Source organism: Lysinibacillus sp. FSL M8-0216 (assembly GCF_038595555.1).
Lineage (GTDB): Bacteria > Bacillota > Bacilli > Bacillales_A > Planococcaceae > Lysinibacillus > Lysinibacillus fusiformis.
On the sequence record NZ_CP152007.1, the window covers coordinates 3,418,378 to 3,435,823 of the forward strand.

Consider the following 17,446-nt stretch of genomic DNA (forward strand, 5'->3'; position numbering starts at 1 on the left):
TTAGTTCACTCCCTATTTGCACTCAAGACATATTGCCAGCGTGTATTTGTCTGCTCAATTGTTTGAATGTCGAATTGTTTCAAACCTTTTTCGGTGAATGCATCAGCACTCCATAGCCCATTTAGCGTGAATGTCACGGCAAATGTATGATCGTCAACACGTACATCAAGCGTGAGGATCTGCTCTGTAAATGGATCTAATGTATCATAAACATGCATAACTGTTTTGTTTAAGTAATCTACAATTTCCTGATCAATCTTATTGGTCACGGGCTTTTTTATGTCGCCGTTTATTTTCCAAGCTAAGGAAGGGAAACGCCATCCTGCTGTTTGGAGCCATTCGATTGTTTGTGGTAATTGTAGTCGATTGAGGATAGAAAACACTCTTAACTGTTCTGAAAAATGCTGAATAAGTTCCTTTGATTCATCAACTCTACCTAAATCTAAATTCATGCGAATCAATTGCAATTGATTCACAAAATCATGATTTGCAAAACGTAATACTTCACTAATGGTTAGTGATTGATTGTTCATCCCATTCACTCCAATAAAGTTATCTTTACTAGTATAACAAGTTTTGCTGTATTTTTCCCTTAATTCTTTATTCAATTATGCCCAGGCATAATTGCGTCTGAAATCGCTCTATTTTGGGCCAACGAGAAGTTGGTTAGTCGTTGCTACAGGACATGGCGACCATAGTCAGAATTTCTTTATTTCAGTGGCTTTTGACGCTACTAAACAAATGAAAACCGCCTATATTTCATCACGTACCTGCTGTTGCTACAGGTTTGATTAAAAGCCATCTGTTGAAAGTGGCTGAAATTTAGCCAAAAAAAGGACTGCAATAAATGCAGTCCTCCGCTTTATGATATCTTTTAAAAGATTAAGCTTCTTGTGGTGCTGGGTATACAGATACTTGTTTGCGATCGCGACCTAAACGTTCGAATTTAACAACGCCGTCCACTTTAGCAAATAGTGTATCGTCACCACCACGACCTACGTTTGTACCTGGGTAAATTTTTGTACCGCGTTGACGGTAAAGAATTGAACCACCAGTTACGAATTGGCCATCAGCACGTTTTGCACCAAGTCGTTTAGACTCAGAGTCACGTCCGTTTTTAGTAGAACCTACACCCTTTTTCGATGCGAAAAGTTGAAGGTCTAATGCTAATAATAATTTCATCGAGTTCCACCTCCTACTTGGTTGTAGTTGATTTGGATGTATTGTCCGTAATTCTGCACCATAGAATACACTTGGGCAGTCATTACTTGAACAATTAACTGTAGTTTTGCATCTACTTCAGGCTCTATATCTGATGGTAGATCTACCTTAAGATAGCCTCCACCTTCAGCAGCTTGTTCGACTTCTGGCTGGATTTGTAGTAATGCATAAATAGCATTTACCGTACCAATGGCAATGGTAGATGCTCCCGCACATACTAAATCTTTCCCAGATTCATCGTACCCAGCATGTCCTGAAAATTCGAATGCTGACACATGTCTATTTTCATCGTGATGAATCGTAACTTGTATCATTCGCTACACCTCACTATTAAGCGTTGATTGCTTCAACAACTAATTTTGTGTAAGGTTGACGGTGACCTTGTTTACGACGGTAGTTCTTTTTAGCTTTCAATTTGAAAACAACGATTTTTTTCGCACGGCCTTCTTTAACAACTTTCGCTGTTACAGTAGCACCATCTACGAATGGAGCACCAACTTTAACGTTTTCGCCACCTACGAATAAAACTTTATCAAAAGTTACAACCTCGTCAGCTTCTACGCCTAATTTTTCAATGTAGATTTCTTGACCAGCTTCTACTTTGATTTGTTTACCACCAGTTTCAATAATTGCGTACATTTTACTGCACCTCCTCTTAGACTCAGACTCGCCTGTTTATAAAGGTGATCTTATAGCAAGATACTTATACCTTCTCAGAGCGGTTGTAGTAGCACGGGTGCTACAAACAATAACATTAAAATATTACCACATGGCTTTATTTAAGTCAATCTATTCATAACATATTTTTCAAAAGCTATACGATATTTTCGATAACGCCATTCTTTTAAAACTTGAAGCCAAATGAATAAACAAATGATTGCTAAAAAAATAGATTGGGGTAAGAAATTTAAAGTTATCAGAAATAACGTCGTGGCAACCATGAACGACAGCCAATAATACAATTCCACCACTCGAGCTTTTGGATTATATAAAAATAACCACGCTAACAATATCCTGCCACCATCTAATGGTAGGATAGGGATCATATTCACAAATAATAGCACAAGTTGAACGCTTATTAGCTTACCTGCGATTAGTTCGGGCATAAAAAAAGTGAGGCCAATCCCTAAAATAGTAGCGATTGGTCCTCCTAATGCAATCCACAGGAGTGACGATGCTTGCACAACCGCTGGATTTTCAAATTGAATTTCCCCCCCGTAAGGTGCAATAACACATGATTTCACTCTTACGCCGCACAGTAGGGCTGCTAATAAGTGACCTGCTTCATGCCACATTAGCGAGAAAAAAATAATAGCGTAATAAGCAAGTTGTCCACTAAAAATCATGACAAATACGAGAGGAATACAGAGAAGATGTAATTTAATCTTCATGGGTCTCCATCGTTTCCAACCATTGTACAATTTGCTCTAAATCGTAATGAGCATCTCCCTTTTCAATAGAAAGATAAAGTTGCCCAGCTTCTTTCATACCAATCAAATCATTTGCCTGTATGGATGTATAAGGTAGCTGCGCTAAACTATCTAGCATGCCATAGGAGACAGTTGTACCATCATCATAGCTAATGGTCATGGTCTTACCAGTATATTTTGTATGGCCCGTGAACACGACTAAACCGTTCTGTCCAGCATAAACTGGTAAGCCAACATCATACTGCAATAAATATCCCTCTTTAAAAACCTGGGCATTAGCAAAAGTTAAAAGGTCTGCTTGCCCCACATCACTAGAAACTGTAATGGTCTCATTTTCTTTATCAAACCAACTTTGCCCCAGCTCACTTAAGTACGTTAAATCTGCCGAAGTTGTGACCATCTTTCGAACAGGCGTATCAACTACACCCTGATCTTCTAAACGAATTACAAGCATAGTTGCTGCCACAAGTAGTATTGTGAAAAACCATTTCCATTTTTTAAACAAGCCCTCATCCTTTTTTCCACACTATATGTGATTGCATGTCCAAACATGCACAAAAAAGCCTTCTCGCACAAATGCACGAAAAGGTTTTAAATTATCTTGAAAATAATGATTTAAGTTTTGAAAACATACCTCTTTGCTCATCTTGAATAGCCATTAATGGAACCGACTCACCCAAAATACGACGAGCAATATTTCGATAGCCCAAAGATGCTTTATTAGAAGGGTCCATAACGATTGGTTCTCCTTTATTGGAGGATGAAATAACACCTTCACTATCAACAATAATTCCTAATAGATCAATAGACAAATGAGTTGTAATTTCATTCACATCCAAAGTGTCGCCGCTCTTCATCATATGTTGTCGAATACGGTTGATGATGAGCTTCGGAGCAGTTATGTCTTCCTGTTCTAATAAACCAATAATTCGATCTGCATCTCGAACAGCAGAAATTTCAGGTGTTGTGACAACAATCGCATGATCTGCACCTGCAACGGCATTTCTATAGCCTTGTTCAATACCTGCAGGACAATCTATTAATACATAATCATAGTCTCTTTTTAATTCCTCTATTAAGCTCTTCATTTGCTCAGGGGTAACAGCATTTTTATCTGTCGTTTGAGCAGCAGGTAATAAAAATAGTTTATCATCCACGCGCTTATCTTTAATCAATGCCTGATGTATTTTACAGCGCCCTTCCACTACATCGACTAGATCATAAATAATACGATTTTCTAGGCCCAAAATAACATCTAAATTACGCAGGCCAATATCTGTATCAACTAAACATACTTTTTTACCTTGTAGAGCCAATGCAGTCCCAAGGTTAGCCGATGTCGTTGTTTTTCCGACACCACCTTTACCCGAAGTTATGACGATCGCTTCTCCCACACTAGCTTCCTCCCTTAGACACATTTAACAATGGTCGAATATTTTTTAAGGCGTGAATTTGATCGTACGTAATGCGTCCATCGTAACCAATAAATGCACAAGTCATTTCTGCTTGATCGATTTCTTTCACATGCTCATCTGACATTGCTTCCACCTGATCAGCAATCATAATATGTGTAGCCTCAAATCGAGAGGCGGCAATGATAGCCTCTTTATTGCCCTGCACACCAGCATGTACTATCCCTTTTAGTTTACCTAAGACATACACATTACCACCAGCCTCAACCCGACCGTTTGGATTGACATTTCCTACAATGATAATGTCCCCTGATGAACGTAGAATCTGCCCTGATCTGACCACACCTAAATATGTATCCTGTTGACTTTCAATCATTTTCTGGTTGCTTTCATGGACAGTCAGTACTTCGCTTTGTACATTCGCTACAATGAGTTGCTCTGTTTCCTGCACAATATGAATAAGTTCATCGATCTGTTCATCAGTACAGTATCGATAGCCTAAGTATAATTGTACATCTACTTTACCATCGATACCGCCTTCTAACACTTTTTTCTTTAATTCTTCTACCAAATCGCTATAAGCACATTGGTCGTCAAGACGCAGTACAAATCCGTCCTTCGTTCCCTTCATATTAACTAATTGTTTTTTCATGAATGCCTCACCTCACGTTGTTCTTTGTTAAGAAACCTCACGTGCTCTCTGTAAGACACGCGCATTAATTAGATACTTGAAGGCCCAACCAAGAATCATTAAAAATAAAGCATTTGCAATGATTGTTGGCAATAGTCGTGAACGTAAGAAATCCGCTAAAGGTATTGCTGTGAAATCGATCAAGAAGAAAAATTGATAGAGTATAAATTCTAAAATGGCTACTAACACAACTGAAATAGTTGTTGTTACGACTAAGTGCTGATGTATAACTTTCACGATAGACCCTGCTAAAAAACATATAAGTGGATATAGAACTGAATATAATCCAATAATATCAATGTAAAACACATCATACAAGACACCAAAAAAAAGTCCATACATTACCGCGCGTTGACGGCTGTAATAGATGGAGATAAAAATGAGATATAAGATTAAAAAACGCGGTACTAGAAAATACACTTCTCCCTTAATTTCAATTGGAGAAAGCATCGCAAACTCTGGTTCTAGTAAGAATAGTAAAACCGCCACAGAAGGAATGAGAAAACGAACCATCATTCCGCCTCCTCTTCATTCGTATCTTGCGGGTTTGTTAAATCTTCGTTCGTTGAGCTGCCATCTGAACCATCAATGACTGTAGATGTACGTTTGGCAATAACAACATGCTCTAAAATCGAAAAATCAGCAGATGGTCTGACATACGCCATTTTTGTTAAGCCATGATCATCTGTACTAACCTCTGTAATTTCTCCGATAGGGACACCTTTAGGGAAAATACCTCCGAGTCCTGAAGAAACTACCTGCTCGCCTTCTTTAACCTTCAAACTAGAATCGATTCGCTTCATAATGAGTTCATTACGTTCTTCATCAAAGCCCTCGATTAAACCGTATGCTTCTTTTTCACCTAACACCATTGCAGAAACACGATAGTTAGGATTATTTGTATTTAAAAGCTCTACCTCAGAAGTGAAAGGCGTAACTAGTGTAATTTTCCCAACTAGCCCCTTCGCCGTCATAACTGCCATGTTTTTTTGAACTCCATGAGAAGATCCTTTGTCTAAAATGATTTTCTCTTCCCATTGGTCAGGATTTCTAGCAATCACTGTTGCTTGAATAGGATTATATGCCTTTAAGCTTTCAGCTTTATCCAAAAGCTCACGAAGCTTTGCATTCTCTGATTTTAAATCCGTAGCCTCAGCTTGTACAACTGCAAAATCTTCTAGGCGTGCTTTTAAACGTTTATTTTCTTCGTACGTGTTTAAGAGGGAGTCAATACTATTAAAAATACCATTAACATAATTCGCCGGCTTCGCAACAAGCGATTGTGCGACGCCGACAGTATCTTTAATAATTTGCTCTGGTAAAGTAGCATTCGTCCGATCACGTAATGAGAAGCTAATCAATGCCACAAGAAAAACCATGCCTACGAGCAGCAAAATTACTTTCTTATTGAAAAAAAAATGTGGCATTGCCTAAACCTCCTTACCCTTTAACCTGTTGTTGACGAATTAAGTCCATATGATCTAAAGCTTTACCCGTACCAATTGCAACACAGTCTAAAGGATCTTCTGCGATAAATACTGGCATATTTGTTTCTTTACTAATCACTTTATCTAAGTTCGTTAATAGTGCGCCACCGCCAGTTAATACGATACCGCGCTCCATAACGTCCGCAGATAATTCGGGAGGTGTCTGTTCTAATGTTTTTCGAACGCCATCAATAATTGATGAAACTGCTTCGCGTAATGACTCAGAAATTTCTTGTGAAGAGATTTCAATTGTTTTTGGTAAACCTGTTAGAAGGTCACGACCTCTAATTTCCATCTTTTCTTCTGGTCCTTCAGCTAATGCCGTACCAATTTCCATTTTTACTGCTTCTGCAGTACGTTCACCGATTGTTAAATTATACGTTTTACGGATATATGAAATGATAGATTGATCCATAGCATCCCCACCAACACGTACGGACTCACTTGTTACAATACCGCCTAGAGAAATAACAGCTACTTCTGTTGTACCACCACCGATGTCAACTACCATTGACCCTGTTGGATCCCAAACTGGTAAATTTGATCCGATCGCCGCTGCAAATGGCTCTTCGATTGTGAAAGCCTCTTTTGCGCCCGCTTGTCGAGCAGCATCAATAACCGCACGTTGTTCCACTGAAGTAATACCATAAGGCACGCAAATCATAACATTCGGTTTTTTCCAATTGCCGCCACTATTTTTAGAGGCTTCTCTTAAATAGTACTGAATCATTGCTGTTGTAATATCGAAATCAGCGATAACGCCATCTTTCATTGGGCGAATTGCTACGATTGAGCCAGGTGTACGACCAATCATATTTTTAGCATCATTACCAACGGCAACGATATCTCCTGTTTTCGTATTTTTTGCTACTACTGAAGGTTCGCGTAAAACGATTCCCTTTCCTTTAATAAACACTAATGTATTCGCTGTGCCGAGGTCAATCCCGACATCTTTGCTTCCTAGTCCAAACAAATTGTGTACTCCCTTTCTATTTAAGCCATACTTTCGTTGACATCCATTATCTTTGACAGTCATGTACAGGAAATTGAATTGTATAAAAATACAATTGACTCCTCCTCAAAACCCATAGCACTCCGTCAAAGTTTTTATCTTCATCAGTTAGTGTTTCACACCTTGAAAAAAATACACACTTATTTAGCTCACCACCAATTTCGATGGGAGTCTTTCCTGAATCAAGATAAAATTCATACCGTTCATTATAACGGAAAAGCGCAAGAATTTGTAGTGTCACATACTTTATCTCACAGAAAAGATACTATTTTAATTCCCTCTTAAACTAAAAATAGTACGTATAGATTAGCATATAATTTTTATTCACATAAGACAATGTGTATCAGGCTACCAATTTTTGTGAAGATAATATCAGTTTCTAGAATACATTAACGATTTGAATCGAAAAAGGTTCGCCATTAAACCACAAAAAAATACAAAAATTTTAGGAATATGCCACTAATGTCATAGCGCTAAAATATTTAGAGTTTGTTCGTAATGCTTCTCTAAGACATCTGCTCAAGATAAAAAAACTCTGCAAATTTCTTGCAGAGTTAAAAATATCCTTTTTCCTTCAAACTGATAAATTGATGATCGCCGATAATTACATGATCAATTAATTCAATCCCCATAATATAACCAGCCTCTTCAATTCGCTTTGTGACATCAATGTCCTCCGCACTAGGAGTTGGTACTCCACTAGGATGATTGTGTGCACAAATAATTGATGCAGCAGATCGCTTCACGGCCTCTCGAAAAATTTCCCTAGGGTGCACGATGGAGGCATTTAAACTACCTATGAAAATCGTTTGTCTGTGAATAATTTGGTTTTTAATATTTAAAAAAAGAACAACAAAATGTTCCTGATTAAGTGAAGTCATATCAGGCATTAAATAAGCAGCAGCATCTTGTGGAGAACGAATAGTAAATTTCTCATCATTCTGCTTTTGAGCCAATCGTCGGCCAAGTTCAATGGCGGCTAATATTTGAATAGCCTTCACCTCACCGATCCCTTTAATAGCGACCATTTCTTCAATGGTTGCGTGTTTTAAATGATGGAGACGTTCAAAAACAGTTAATACTCGATTCGCGAGGACAAGAACCGATTCTTCTTTTGTGCCTGTCCTCAATAAAATAGCAAGTAGCTCTTGATTGGATAGACTTTCCGCCCCTTGTCGTATCAGTCTTTCACGAGGGCGATCTTCCAAATGAACATCACGTAACATCAACGTAGGCAAAGCCTTATCTAGCAAAAATGCTCACTCCTTCGCAAATTGGACAATTTGTAGGTTTACCAATTGCGAAAACAACGCTGCAAGTGGTAAGCCTACAACATTGTTGTAATCTCCTTCAATTCGTTTCACTAAAAGTGTGCCTATCGTCTGGATACCATAACCTCCTGCTTTGTCGAAAGGGTCTCCAGAATCGACATAGGCTTCTATCAATTCCTTGGATAGAGAATGAAAAACAACCGTGGTTTCTTCCACAAAGATGTTTTCTTTCCCACTAGGTTCAATAATAGCGACCGCTGTCATCACAACATGTTCGCGATTAGATAACCGTAATAAATGGGCAATAGCTTCCTCCCGAGATTTTGGTTTATGTAGCAGCTCATCATTGTCGACTACGATTGTATCAGCACCAATGATTGTTGCATTGGTTGCTTTTTTCGCTACATCCCGTGTTTTTAAGAGAGCTACTCCTTTTACATATTCCTGCATTGAACTGGCTTGTACACTTGTTTCTTCAACTTCACTTGCCAGAACCTCAAACGGAAGTGCTAGCATACCCAGCAATTCCTTTCGTCTTGGTGAAGCAGAGGCAAGTATAAGTTTATGGTTTGTTTTTAACATGATATGATCCGACCATCCTTCCTTATCCTCATGATACCGAAGAATGTTCAATTTGAAAATTTTCTAAAAATCAAGATAATAATGATTTTACTATCTTTTACTTTTAAAATTTCACTTGAAGACATGTATTTTTAGCCTGATAATGAGCAAAAACTTGCAAACGGATGACGCTGACATCGTTGGAAATAGTAGAAGCAGCTGCTCCAATTGTCTGCCAATCCTCAGGTAAAGTTGAATCCTTCCCTTTCTCCTTAAAATTTAATTTTGTAGCATTTTTGTCTGCTAATGCAGTTGTCACCTCCGCAAGGGTTGGCTCCTTACAGCTATCACCACTGACACTAAATGCTTTTTTAAAGGTTGCGGGTTCCTGTAAAAATTTAAGCTGACTTTCTTCAATCTCCATGCTTGTCCAAACATAAAACTTGCCATCAACCTCAACAATTGCGCTCTCTTTTAATGCAGGGTATTCGGCAACAAATGCACTTGCACTCTCATAGTTTGAATACACGCCTGCTTGACTAGCATAAAACATAGGTGCATTTGATGTACTAGTGTTCTCACCGGCAGTAGGAATGGTTTCTGATTGTGATTGATTAGTGGCCACATCACTGCCATTATTCTTTATCGGTAACTGGGTACTGGCTTGTAAAACACCTAAAAAAATGGCAACACCTAACAAACCTACAAATCCACCAATAATCATTGCCCGAAATATTTGTTTTTTCATTACATGACTTACAATTTTCATCCATCTATCACCTCATCCTTCCACCTATCCGTACACGTTTCAATAAAAACGAGATTTCAATATATAAAAGTATATGTAGAATTAGAAGTGTAAATGCGAATTTATTGAGATTTGATTCATAACAAAAACGGCATACATTCATAAAAAAACTAGGACTTCCAAATAGGAGTCCTAGTCATTTCATATTTTCAAGCTATTTCTTACTGCTGTTAATAAATATAATGAGCCCGATACGATCGTTCTTTGTTTGTTGTCTGATTGCACCTGTAAAAATTGTGCATAATCCACTAAGATATTTTTAGATGTCGCTTTGGAAAGCTCCAGCAAATTTTGCGCAGCCATCGCTCGTGGATTATCAAAATCAACGAAATAAAATTCATCACTAACTTGCTCTAACAGTCGAAGAATTTGTTGAACGTCTTTGTCTGCTAATATACCCACAACAAATGTGATTCGTTCCCCAGGAAACTCACCCTTAATCGTTTCTACTAATTTTTCAGCACTTGCCGGGTTATGCGCCCCATCGACAATCACAAATGGTATGATTTCTTCAAAACGACCTAAAATGGCGGCTTGTTTCACAGCTTTCTGAATTGCAGTTGGATTCACAGACACATTAAGAAATGCTGCTACTTCTAGGAATGCTGTAATAGCAAGTGCCATGTTATCGCCCTGATGAGCCCCTTTCATTGAACGGGTTAGATGAGAGAATTGGACATGTTGTTCGTCATTTCTATAACAGTCTCCTTCAGCAAATGAGTGTAATGAAAAATGATTACCTATTTCTAAAACTGCAGCTTTTTTATGAGATGCCTCTTCATAAACAACACGTTTCGCATCTTCTGGCAAATTACTGATAATGACAGGACGATTTTGTTTAATAATACCTGCTTTATGACGCGCAATACTGTCGATTGTATCGCCTAGAAATTTTGTATGCTCTAGAGCGATGCTTGGGATAATGGATACGATGGGTGTTACTACATTTGTACTATCCAATAATCCTCCCATACCCGCTTCAATTAAAGAAATATCAACTTCTTTATTCACAAAATATAAAAATGCTACTACAGTCAAAAGTTCAAAATCAGTTAGTTTCCCGCTTAATCCAGCCGCATGCATTTGACGAAAAACAGCATCCATATCAGCCTCGGTAATAGGTTGACCATCTATTTGAATTTGGTCGTGCACATCGACTATACAGGGTGACATAAATTTGCCCACACGTAATTCATGCTCTTTGGCGATAGCCTCAAGGAAGGTTAATGTGGAGCCCTTCCCATTTGTGCCAGCCAAGTGTACGACATGTAGGGCTTGCTGAGGGTTTCCAGCTAATAGCAAAGCCTCCTCCATCGCCACAAGACCAGGTTTTATGACATCATCACTGTGGACAGCCCACTTCTTTTTATAATGATCAAATCCTGGTATCATCGTCCTTCCTCCTGTAGCCACTGGCGAACACCCGCAATGAAGTATAAAGAGCCTGTAATCACCACAATATCCTCTTCAGCTCTTTCACGTAGTACAGTTTGTACCGATTCCAGCCAATCCTCATAGTACGATTTATCGGCATTTGTTGATAACACGACTAAGTCTTCAGCAGGCATTGCATTAGGCAGATTGATTTGTGTAAAAGCAATCGACGTTGCAACATCATCCATTAGTGCAATGCTATTGGCATGATCCTTATCTGCTAATGCTGCATACACAAAACGATAATGGCTTTTTGGAAATACATTTTTGAGTGTTTGGATAAGTGCAGCCGTCCCTTCAGAATTATGGGCGCCATCTAAAACAATTTTTTGAGGCCATTGTTCGAAGCGGCCAGCCCAATGTGCATATCGAAGTCCATACCGAATGGATGAGTCTGATATAGTAATAACTGCCCCTTCACGTAATGCAAGGATTGCTGTAATGGCCAGACTTGCATTGTTGATTTGATGGGGACCTGCCATTTTTAAAGCCATATCAGTCATCACAATATTTCCTTTTTCATAGGTGAATTGCTGAACGTCTGTACCTTGTAATATATCTGAAACAGTAAAATCTTGTCCTAAAATGAAGCATGGTGCCTGCTGTGCATCCGCCGTTTCTTTAATAACAGCTAATGCTTCTTCATTGCTAACCCCTATAACAACTGGAACACCCCTTTTTATGATGCCTGCCTTTTCAGAGGCAATCTTGGCAAATGTATCACCTAAAAAGGCCGTATGCTCAAGTGAAATGGTTGTAATAATGGCAAGTAGTGGCGTCACGACATTGGTCGCATCTAAACGCCCTCCAAGCCCCGTTTCAATAAGCGCAAAATCAATTTCCTGATCGGCAAAAAACTGAAACATTATGAGTGTGACTACTTCAAAAAAGCTTGGAAAATCACCATTATATTGTTCTTCTATAATCTTAGCTAGTTTATTGAAATAGTATAAAAATTGTTCATCCGTAATCGGCTCACCATTAATAGTCATTCGTTCATTGACTCGCTCTAAATGTGGGGAAGTAAATGCCCCTACTTGGTGCCCAGTGTGCTGTAGCATTTCTCTAAGGGCATTCACTGTAGAACCTTTCCCATTTGAACCAGCCACATGAATTACGCGTAGTTTATTGTGAGGATTCTCTAAATGTGCTAGTACTTCTTTCATTAGTACAAGCGGTGCACGTTTATGATCAACGGCTTTTAGTGTAAAAATAAATTCCGTACATTCGTTCATTGTGTTAAACAAAAGAAACACTCCCTCTTACTGCAATATCTCTATTTTAGTACAAGTAACGTTTAATAACATAGATTAATTACAAAACAATAGAAAAAACACACAGCTAGCCACTGCGTGTTTGATAAGTATTTTTGTTATGTACTTGGTGAGCCCCTAGCAATGCACCCATATTGTCCAAAATGATTTTTGCATCATTGTTTAATAAAGGCATAACATCTGAACGTTGTACTAATTCAAAGGAGTTTTTTAATGTTCTTTTCAACATTGCAATATCAAAATTTGAGCAATACTCATTTATTTTATTGATGGTTAACATATCTGCCCGTGAGAGTTTTGTACATTCCTGTTGAGTTTGCCTATTTGCTAATACATGTTTAATAAGCACACGCGCACTTGTGTTTAATAAACGATAATATTTCGCATCTGATAATTTCAATAGATTTGTTTCAATCAATACCCTTGCACTAACAAAATCTAAGTCATCACATGCTTTATTGACTTTCGTAATATACGTTGTCATATTACCTGTCATTTCACATCTCCATTCATACCATAAACCCGAAAAAAAGCCATTGCTTTGGTATAGCGATTCCATTAAAGACCATTTCTTTTCCGTCAACATAATATTGCGTTAGGTTTTGTTTCCTACTATAATAATAATTCACCTAACCTATTAGACTAATTATTCTAAATGGTACTACATACATTTACCCATTTCAATGCATAACTTTTTCTCTACATAAAAAAAGCAATGGATAACTTTATCGTCATCCATTGCTCTACTATTACATATTTTTTAATTCCTCTAAACGTTTTAATACAACCGCGTGCTTATTTTCATAATCCGCTAATTTTTCACGTTCTACATTTACTAATGCCTCAGGTGCTTTCGATACGAACTTTTCATTTGAAAGCTTACCTGTCACTAACTTCACTTCTTTTGCCCATTTCTCTAACTCTTTTTCAAGACGAGCGATTTCTTCCTCTAAGTTAATAAGCCCAACAAGCGGTAGGAAAACTTGAGCACCTGTAATAACTGCTGTCATCGATTGACCAGGTGCCTCTAAGCCTTCACCAATTGTTAACGTATCTGGGTTACAGAATTTCTCTAAATAGGCTTTATTCGCTTCAAGTACTGCCACTGTTGCAGCATCTTTCGCAGAGATAAATAACGGTACTTTTTTGCTCATTGGCGTGTTTACTTCCGCACGAATATTACGTACTGAACGTATAATATCCATTAGGAGCTTCATATTATCTGCTTCGTCAGCAAAATGAAGATCCGTGCGTACTGTTGGCCATGCAGCCACTGTAATCGATTCACCATCATGAGGTAAGTGTTGCCAGATTTCCTCTGTAATGAATGGCATAAATGGATGCAATAGACGCATCGTTTGATCGAGTACGTACGCTAAAATAGAACGAGTTGTCTTTTTAGCAGTTTCATCCTCACCGTATAATGGTAATTTTGCCATTTCAATATACCAAGAACAGAAATCATCCCAAATGAAATTATAAAGTTCGCGACCAACTTCACCAAATTCATAGCGCTCTGCCAAAGATGTTACACGTTCAATCGTCTCATTTAAGCGTGTTAAAATCCATTTGTCAGCAACCGATTTTTCACCTGTTAAGTCGATTTCATCATATGTCATTCCATCCATATTCATAAGGGCAAAACGGGATGCATTCCAAATCTTATTAGAGAAATTCCATACAGCCTCTACCTTCTCAGTAGTATAACGTAAATCTTGACCAGGTGATGAACCTGTTGCTAAGAAGTAGCGTAATGAGTCTGCACCGTATTGCTCAATAACATCCATTGGATCTACACCATTGCCAAGTGACTTACTCATTTTACGCCCTTCACCATCACGAACTAAACCATGAATTAACACATCTTTGAATGGACGTTGCTCTGTAAATTCAAGACCTTGGAAAATCATTCGAGATACCCAGAAGAAAATAATATCATAGCCTGTTACGAGTGTATTTGTTGGGTAGTAACGTTTATATTCTTCATTTGCCTCGTCTGGCCAGCCCATTGTAGAAAACGGCCATAGCGCTGAAGAGAACCATGTATCTAGTACATCCTCATCTTGTGTCCAATTGTCTGCATCAGCCGGTGCTTCTTTTCCTACGTAAATTTCACCTGTTTCATTATGGTACCAAGCCGGGATTTGATGGCCCCACCATAATTGGCGAGAAATACACCAATCACGAATATTCTCCATCCAGCGAGAATAAGTATTTTCAAAACGAGCCGGAACAAAGTTCACTTTACCTTCTTGGTCTTTTTGAAGCTCTAATGAAGAATCTGCAAGTGGTTGCATTTTAACGAACCATTGTGCTGAAAGATATGGCTCTACAACAGCACCAGAACGTTCAGAATGCCCTACTGAATGCATATGTTCTTCAATGCGTATTAACACACCCGCTTCTTGTAAATCAGCAACAATTTGCTTACGACATTCAAAACGATCCATACCGTTGTATTTGCCAGCAAGTTCGTTCATTGTGCCATCTTCATTCATCACGAGGATACGCTCAAGATTGTGACGATTACCAACTTCAAAGTCATTTGGATCATGGGCAGGTGTCATTTTTACAACCCCTGTTCCAAATTCCATATCAACATAGTCATCTGCTACAATCGGAATTTCGCGACCTACAATCGGTAAAATAACCGTTTTACCAATTAAATGCTGATAACGTTCATCTTTCGGGTGAACAGCTACGCCAGAGTCACCAAGCATCGTTTCAGGACGTGTTGTCGCAACTTCTACATATCCTGAGCCATCAGCTAAAGGATATTTCATATGATAGAAGGCACCTTGCACATCTTGGTAAATAACCTCGATATCAGACAATGCTGTTTTAGCAGCTGGATCCCAGTTAATAATGCGTTCACCACGATAGATTAGGCCTTTTTCATATAATTGAACAAAAACTGTATTAACTGCCTCCGAAAGACCTTTATCAAGTGTGAAACGCTCACGTGTGTAGTCTAATCCAAGGCCAAGCTTTGCCCATTGATCACGGATATGCCCAGCATATTCTTCTTTCCATTCCCATGTTTTCTCGAGGAATTTTTCACGTCCTAAATCATAACGTGTAATATTATCCTCACGTAGCTTTGCTTCTACTTTTGCCTGTGTAGCAATACCTGCATGGTCCATACCTGGTAACCAAAGTGCATCATATCCTTGCATACGTTTCATACGAATGAGGATATCTTGTAAAGTTGTATCCCATGCATGACCAAGGTGCAATTTACCTGTTACGTTCGGTGGTGGAATAACGATTGAATAAGGTTCTTTCCCACTTTCTGGCTGTGCCTCAAAAAATTTCCCTTGCAACCACCATTCGTAGCGACCGGCTTCAATGGACTGTGGGTCATATTTAGTTGGCATTGAAATGTTTTCTGTCATATTGACTCCTCCTAATATTTGAAGACTATTGATAAAGCAATCACTTCACCAAATAAAAAAAACTCCTCTCGTCTAAAAGGACGAAGGAGTTTTAGTTCGCGGTACCACCTTTAATTCCAGCAGCGGTTAAGGAAATGATCATCGAATACATTTCTCAGCCTTATCTACTGGCTCTTAATTCGGTAACGGTGTTTAACCGGCTTTAACTACTGTTAGTTCACTAAAGCTGCTCAAGGGCTACCTTCAATTAAGTACAAATAGAAACTTCTCAGCTACCGTTTCCTCTCTGAAAATGTAACATAATTTACTCTTCCCTATCATAGCATCTGTATTTGATTTTCCTTATTGTACCGCAGAAACGTGTAATTTTTCAAGTGATTTAGTCATCTTTTAATAAGAGTAAAGTAAATAGAAAAGGAAGTGAATATTCAAATGCGTCGACGCAAGTATAACCCCTGGCTTTTACCACCTTGGATAAGGCAAGTTCGTTTTTACTGTAGAACGATTATCGTGCCGATTTGTGGTTTTCAATTTATCCGTGTCATTATTGTTCCAACATCCGGTGATTTAATTTTCTTATTACTCTTGCTACTTCTCAGCTATTTACTTTTGAAAGACATCATTTGATACACGAACTTTAAGCGGTGTATATTCTTCAGTTAGATCCCAAATCATGGAAGGCACTTCATGCCAAGTGCTGGACTCACGTACAACAATATGACTTGAGGATTCTCTCAAACTTGTTTTTTGGTCAACTGTTGGAGTCTTCACTTGGTGTGAAGCTGCTACTACTGCGGTAGTTTGTTTTTTCACTTGCATGCTTTCTTCTGGCACAGTAAGTATCTCTTCATGTTCATAGGCACTGGCAGTAAAGGACTGATCTTCTAATACATGGTCATTTTCAACAACTGGCTCGTATTCGTTAAAGATGCTTGTGACTGTCCATTCAAGCTGACATTTCTGATTCGTCAAGCTTGGGCGAATATCTTTGACCATTATATCCTTAAGGTTTGATTCCTTTGGTAAATCGACATGTAATGGCACAGCATACTCAAAATAACCTGTATCTCCTTGGACATCTAGGGCATCAATTGAAATTAATTCTTCATCGCCTGTAAAAGCTTGCATATTTTGAAAATCGAAGCGTACATGTGCGGTGATATGATAGATGCCTACTAGTCGAAGTGAATCCTCTAACTGCATTGCCTGCCACTGTGGCTTAATTTGCACAGCTGCTATTTCTGTTGGGCAGCCGTACCCAGGAAAACAAAATGTTTCACTCATATTCCAAGTTTTGTGTTCGATAATAATCCCTCCCTTTGCATCATATGACTTATGAGGGGATAGTATGCTAGAAAGCTTCCTATTCAACCGTATAAAAAAAGAAGAAATTCATATAAAAATGGCATGCTAGAACATTACTTCTAGCATGCCATTTTTATGAATGTAC

19 protein-coding genes and 2 other annotated features are annotated in these 17,446 nt (G+C 38.5%); all 19 genes read right to left on the minus strand.

All coding sequences use genetic code 11. The features are described 5' to 3' along the window. Nucleotides 1-5: 5 nt before the first annotated feature. Nucleotides 6-533, minus strand: coding sequence for a Spo0B domain-containing protein (locus MKX57_RS16830; RefSeq protein ID WP_089986688.1), 528 nt, complete (start codon nt 531-533; stop codon nt 6-8). A gap of 349 nt (nt 534-882) precedes the next feature. Then, nucleotides 883-1,182 carry a 50S ribosomal protein L27 gene (gene rpmA, locus MKX57_RS16835; RefSeq protein WP_004226673.1) on the minus strand — a complete coding sequence of 100 codons (300 nt, stop codon included), beginning with the start codon at nt 1,180-1,182 and terminating at the stop codon, nt 883-885. Further along, nucleotides 1,179-1,535: a ribosomal-processing cysteine protease Prp gene (locus MKX57_RS16840; protein ID WP_089986689.1), complete on the minus strand. Its 357-nt coding sequence runs from the start codon at nt 1,533-1,535 to the stop codon at nt 1,179-1,181. Before MKX57_RS16840 ends, rpmA begins: the two co-directional genes overlap by 4 nt. A gap of 16 nt (nt 1,536-1,551) precedes the next feature. Beyond that, nucleotides 1,552-1,860: a 50S ribosomal protein L21 gene (rplU, locus tag MKX57_RS16845; RefSeq protein ID WP_025114620.1), complete on the minus strand. Its 309-nt coding sequence runs from the start codon at nt 1,858-1,860 to the stop codon at nt 1,552-1,554. A gap of 14 nt (nt 1,861-1,874) precedes the next feature. Further along, nucleotides 1,875-1,955 (minus strand) — a sequence feature (ribosomal protein L21 leader region). A 45-nt stretch (nt 1,956-2,000) separates the two neighbouring features. After that, the gene (locus MKX57_RS16850) at nt 2,001-2,612 is read right to left on the minus strand and encodes a hypothetical protein (protein ID WP_008180707.1); all 612 of its coding nucleotides are present in this window, start codon (nt 2,610-2,612) and stop codon (nt 2,001-2,003) included. Beyond that, nucleotides 2,602-3,156, minus strand: a complete 555-nt coding sequence (locus tag MKX57_RS16855; RefSeq protein ID WP_008180705.1) for a M23 family metallopeptidase — start codon at nt 3,154-3,156, stop codon at nt 2,602-2,604. Before MKX57_RS16855 ends, MKX57_RS16850 begins: the two co-directional genes overlap by 11 nt. Before the next feature lie 91 nt (nt 3,157-3,247). Next, the gene (gene minD, locus MKX57_RS16860) at nt 3,248-4,045 is read right to left on the minus strand and encodes a septum site-determining protein MinD (RefSeq protein WP_008180704.1); all 798 of its coding nucleotides are present in this window, start codon (nt 4,043-4,045) and stop codon (nt 3,248-3,250) included. A 1-nt stretch (nt 4,046) separates the two neighbouring features. Beyond that, a complete protein-coding gene (gene minC, locus MKX57_RS16865) occupies nt 4,047-4,715 on the minus strand; it encodes a septum site-determining protein MinC (RefSeq protein WP_008180702.1) in 669 nt (222 codons plus the stop codon). A gap of 27 nt (nt 4,716-4,742) precedes the next feature. Next, nucleotides 4,743-5,267, minus strand: coding sequence for a rod shape-determining protein MreD (mreD, locus tag MKX57_RS16870; RefSeq protein ID WP_004226656.1), 525 nt, complete (start codon nt 5,265-5,267; stop codon nt 4,743-4,745). Next, a complete protein-coding gene (gene mreC / locus MKX57_RS16875; RefSeq protein WP_008180698.1) occupies nt 5,267-6,181 on the minus strand; it encodes a rod shape-determining protein MreC in 915 nt (304 codons plus the stop codon). Before mreC ends, mreD begins: the two co-directional genes overlap by 1 nt. A 13-nt stretch (nt 6,182-6,194) precedes the next feature. After that, on the minus strand, nt 6,195-7,214 hold the full coding sequence (locus tag MKX57_RS16880) for a rod shape-determining protein (protein ID WP_008180696.1): 1,020 nt from the start codon (nt 7,212-7,214) through the stop codon (nt 6,195-6,197). A 593-nt stretch (nt 7,215-7,807) separates the two neighbouring features. Then, nucleotides 7,808-8,506 (minus strand): DNA repair protein RadC, encoded by a 699-nt coding sequence (gene radC / locus MKX57_RS16885; protein ID WP_043990751.1) that lies wholly within the window; start codon nt 8,504-8,506, stop codon nt 7,808-7,810. Between the two features lie 6 nt (nt 8,507-8,512). Then, nucleotides 8,513-9,106 carry a Maf family protein gene (locus MKX57_RS16890; protein WP_107922047.1) on the minus strand — a complete coding sequence of 198 codons (594 nt, stop codon included), beginning with the start codon at nt 9,104-9,106 and terminating at the stop codon, nt 8,513-8,515. A 103-nt stretch (nt 9,107-9,209) separates the two neighbouring features. Continuing rightward, the gene (locus MKX57_RS16895) at nt 9,210-9,854 is read right to left on the minus strand and encodes a hypothetical protein (protein WP_008180689.1); all 645 of its coding nucleotides are present in this window, start codon (nt 9,852-9,854) and stop codon (nt 9,210-9,212) included. A 180-nt stretch (nt 9,855-10,034) separates the two neighbouring features. Then, nucleotides 10,035-11,285 carry a folylpolyglutamate synthase/dihydrofolate synthase family protein gene (locus MKX57_RS16900; protein WP_342550431.1) on the minus strand — a complete coding sequence of 417 codons (1,251 nt, stop codon included), beginning with the start codon at nt 11,283-11,285 and terminating at the stop codon, nt 10,035-10,037. After that, nucleotides 11,282-12,562 carry a folylpolyglutamate synthase/dihydrofolate synthase family protein gene (locus MKX57_RS16905; RefSeq protein WP_342551134.1) on the minus strand — a complete coding sequence of 427 codons (1,281 nt, stop codon included), beginning with the start codon at nt 12,560-12,562 and terminating at the stop codon, nt 11,282-11,284. Before MKX57_RS16905 ends, MKX57_RS16900 begins: the two co-directional genes overlap by 4 nt. Nucleotides 12,563-12,668: 106 nt before the next feature. Further along, nucleotides 12,669-13,097: a hypothetical protein gene (locus MKX57_RS16910; protein WP_089986692.1), complete on the minus strand. Its 429-nt coding sequence runs from the start codon at nt 13,095-13,097 to the stop codon at nt 12,669-12,671. Nucleotides 13,098-13,350: 253 nt separating this feature from the next. Next, nucleotides 13,351-15,996 (minus strand): valine--tRNA ligase, encoded by a 2,646-nt coding sequence (locus MKX57_RS16915; protein ID WP_089986693.1) that lies wholly within the window; start codon nt 15,994-15,996, stop codon nt 13,351-13,353. 73 nt (nt 15,997-16,069) lie between these two features. Then, nucleotides 16,070-16,326 (minus strand) — a binding site (T-box leader). A gap of 273 nt (nt 16,327-16,599) precedes the next feature. Continuing rightward, entirely contained in the window at nt 16,600-17,280 is a 681-nt protein-coding gene (locus MKX57_RS16920) for a hypothetical protein (RefSeq protein WP_008180676.1), read from the minus strand. Nucleotides 17,281-17,446: the final 166 nt, after the last annotated feature.

Excerpts from the sequence above, each read along its gene's own strand:
- MKX57_RS16840 (WP_089986689.1), bottom strand. The coding sequence starts at position 1,535 with ATGATACAAGTTACGATTCATCACGATGAAAATAGACATGTGTCAGCA.
- minC (WP_008180702.1), bottom strand. The coding sequence starts at position 4,715 with ATGAAAAAACAATTAGTTAATATGAAGGGAACGAAGGACGGATTTGTA.
- rpmA (WP_004226673.1), bottom strand. The coding sequence starts at position 1,182 with ATGAAATTATTATTAGCATTAGACCTTCAACTTTTCGCATCGAAAAAG.
- MKX57_RS16900 (WP_342550431.1), bottom strand. The coding sequence starts at position 11,285 with ATGATACCAGGATTTGATCATTATAAAAAGAAGTGGGCTGTCCACAGT.
- MKX57_RS16915 (WP_089986693.1), bottom strand. The coding sequence starts at position 15,996 with ATGACAGAAAACATTTCAATGCCAACTAAATATGACCCACAGTCCATT.
- MKX57_RS16850 (WP_008180707.1), bottom strand. The coding sequence starts at position 2,612 with ATGAAGATTAAATTACATCTTCTCTGTATTCCTCTCGTATTTGTCATG.
- mreD (WP_004226656.1), bottom strand. The coding sequence starts at position 5,267 with ATGGTTCGTTTTCTCATTCCTTCTGTGGCGGTTTTACTATTCTTACTA.
- MKX57_RS16905 (WP_342551134.1), bottom strand. The coding sequence starts at position 12,562 with ATGAACGAATGTACGGAATTTATTTTTACACTAAAAGCCGTTGATCAT.
- mreC (WP_008180698.1), bottom strand. The coding sequence starts at position 6,181 with ATGCCACATTTTTTTTTCAATAAGAAAGTAATTTTGCTGCTCGTAGGC.
- MKX57_RS16895 (WP_008180689.1), bottom strand. The coding sequence starts at position 9,854 with ATGAAAATTGTAAGTCATGTAATGAAAAAACAAATATTTCGGGCAATG.
- MKX57_RS16830 (WP_089986688.1), bottom strand. The coding sequence starts at position 533 with ATGAACAATCAATCACTAACCATTAGTGAAGTATTACGTTTTGCAAAT.
- MKX57_RS16920 (WP_008180676.1), bottom strand. The coding sequence starts at position 17,280 with ATGAGTGAAACATTTTGTTTTCCTGGGTACGGCTGCCCAACAGAAATA.
- MKX57_RS16890 (WP_107922047.1), bottom strand. The coding sequence starts at position 9,106 with ATGTTAAAAACAAACCATAAACTTATACTTGCCTCTGCTTCACCAAGA.
- MKX57_RS16910 (WP_089986692.1), bottom strand. The coding sequence starts at position 13,097 with ATGACAGGTAATATGACAACGTATATTACGAAAGTCAATAAAGCATGT.
- rplU (WP_025114620.1), bottom strand. The coding sequence starts at position 1,860 with ATGTACGCAATTATTGAAACTGGTGGTAAACAAATCAAAGTAGAAGCT.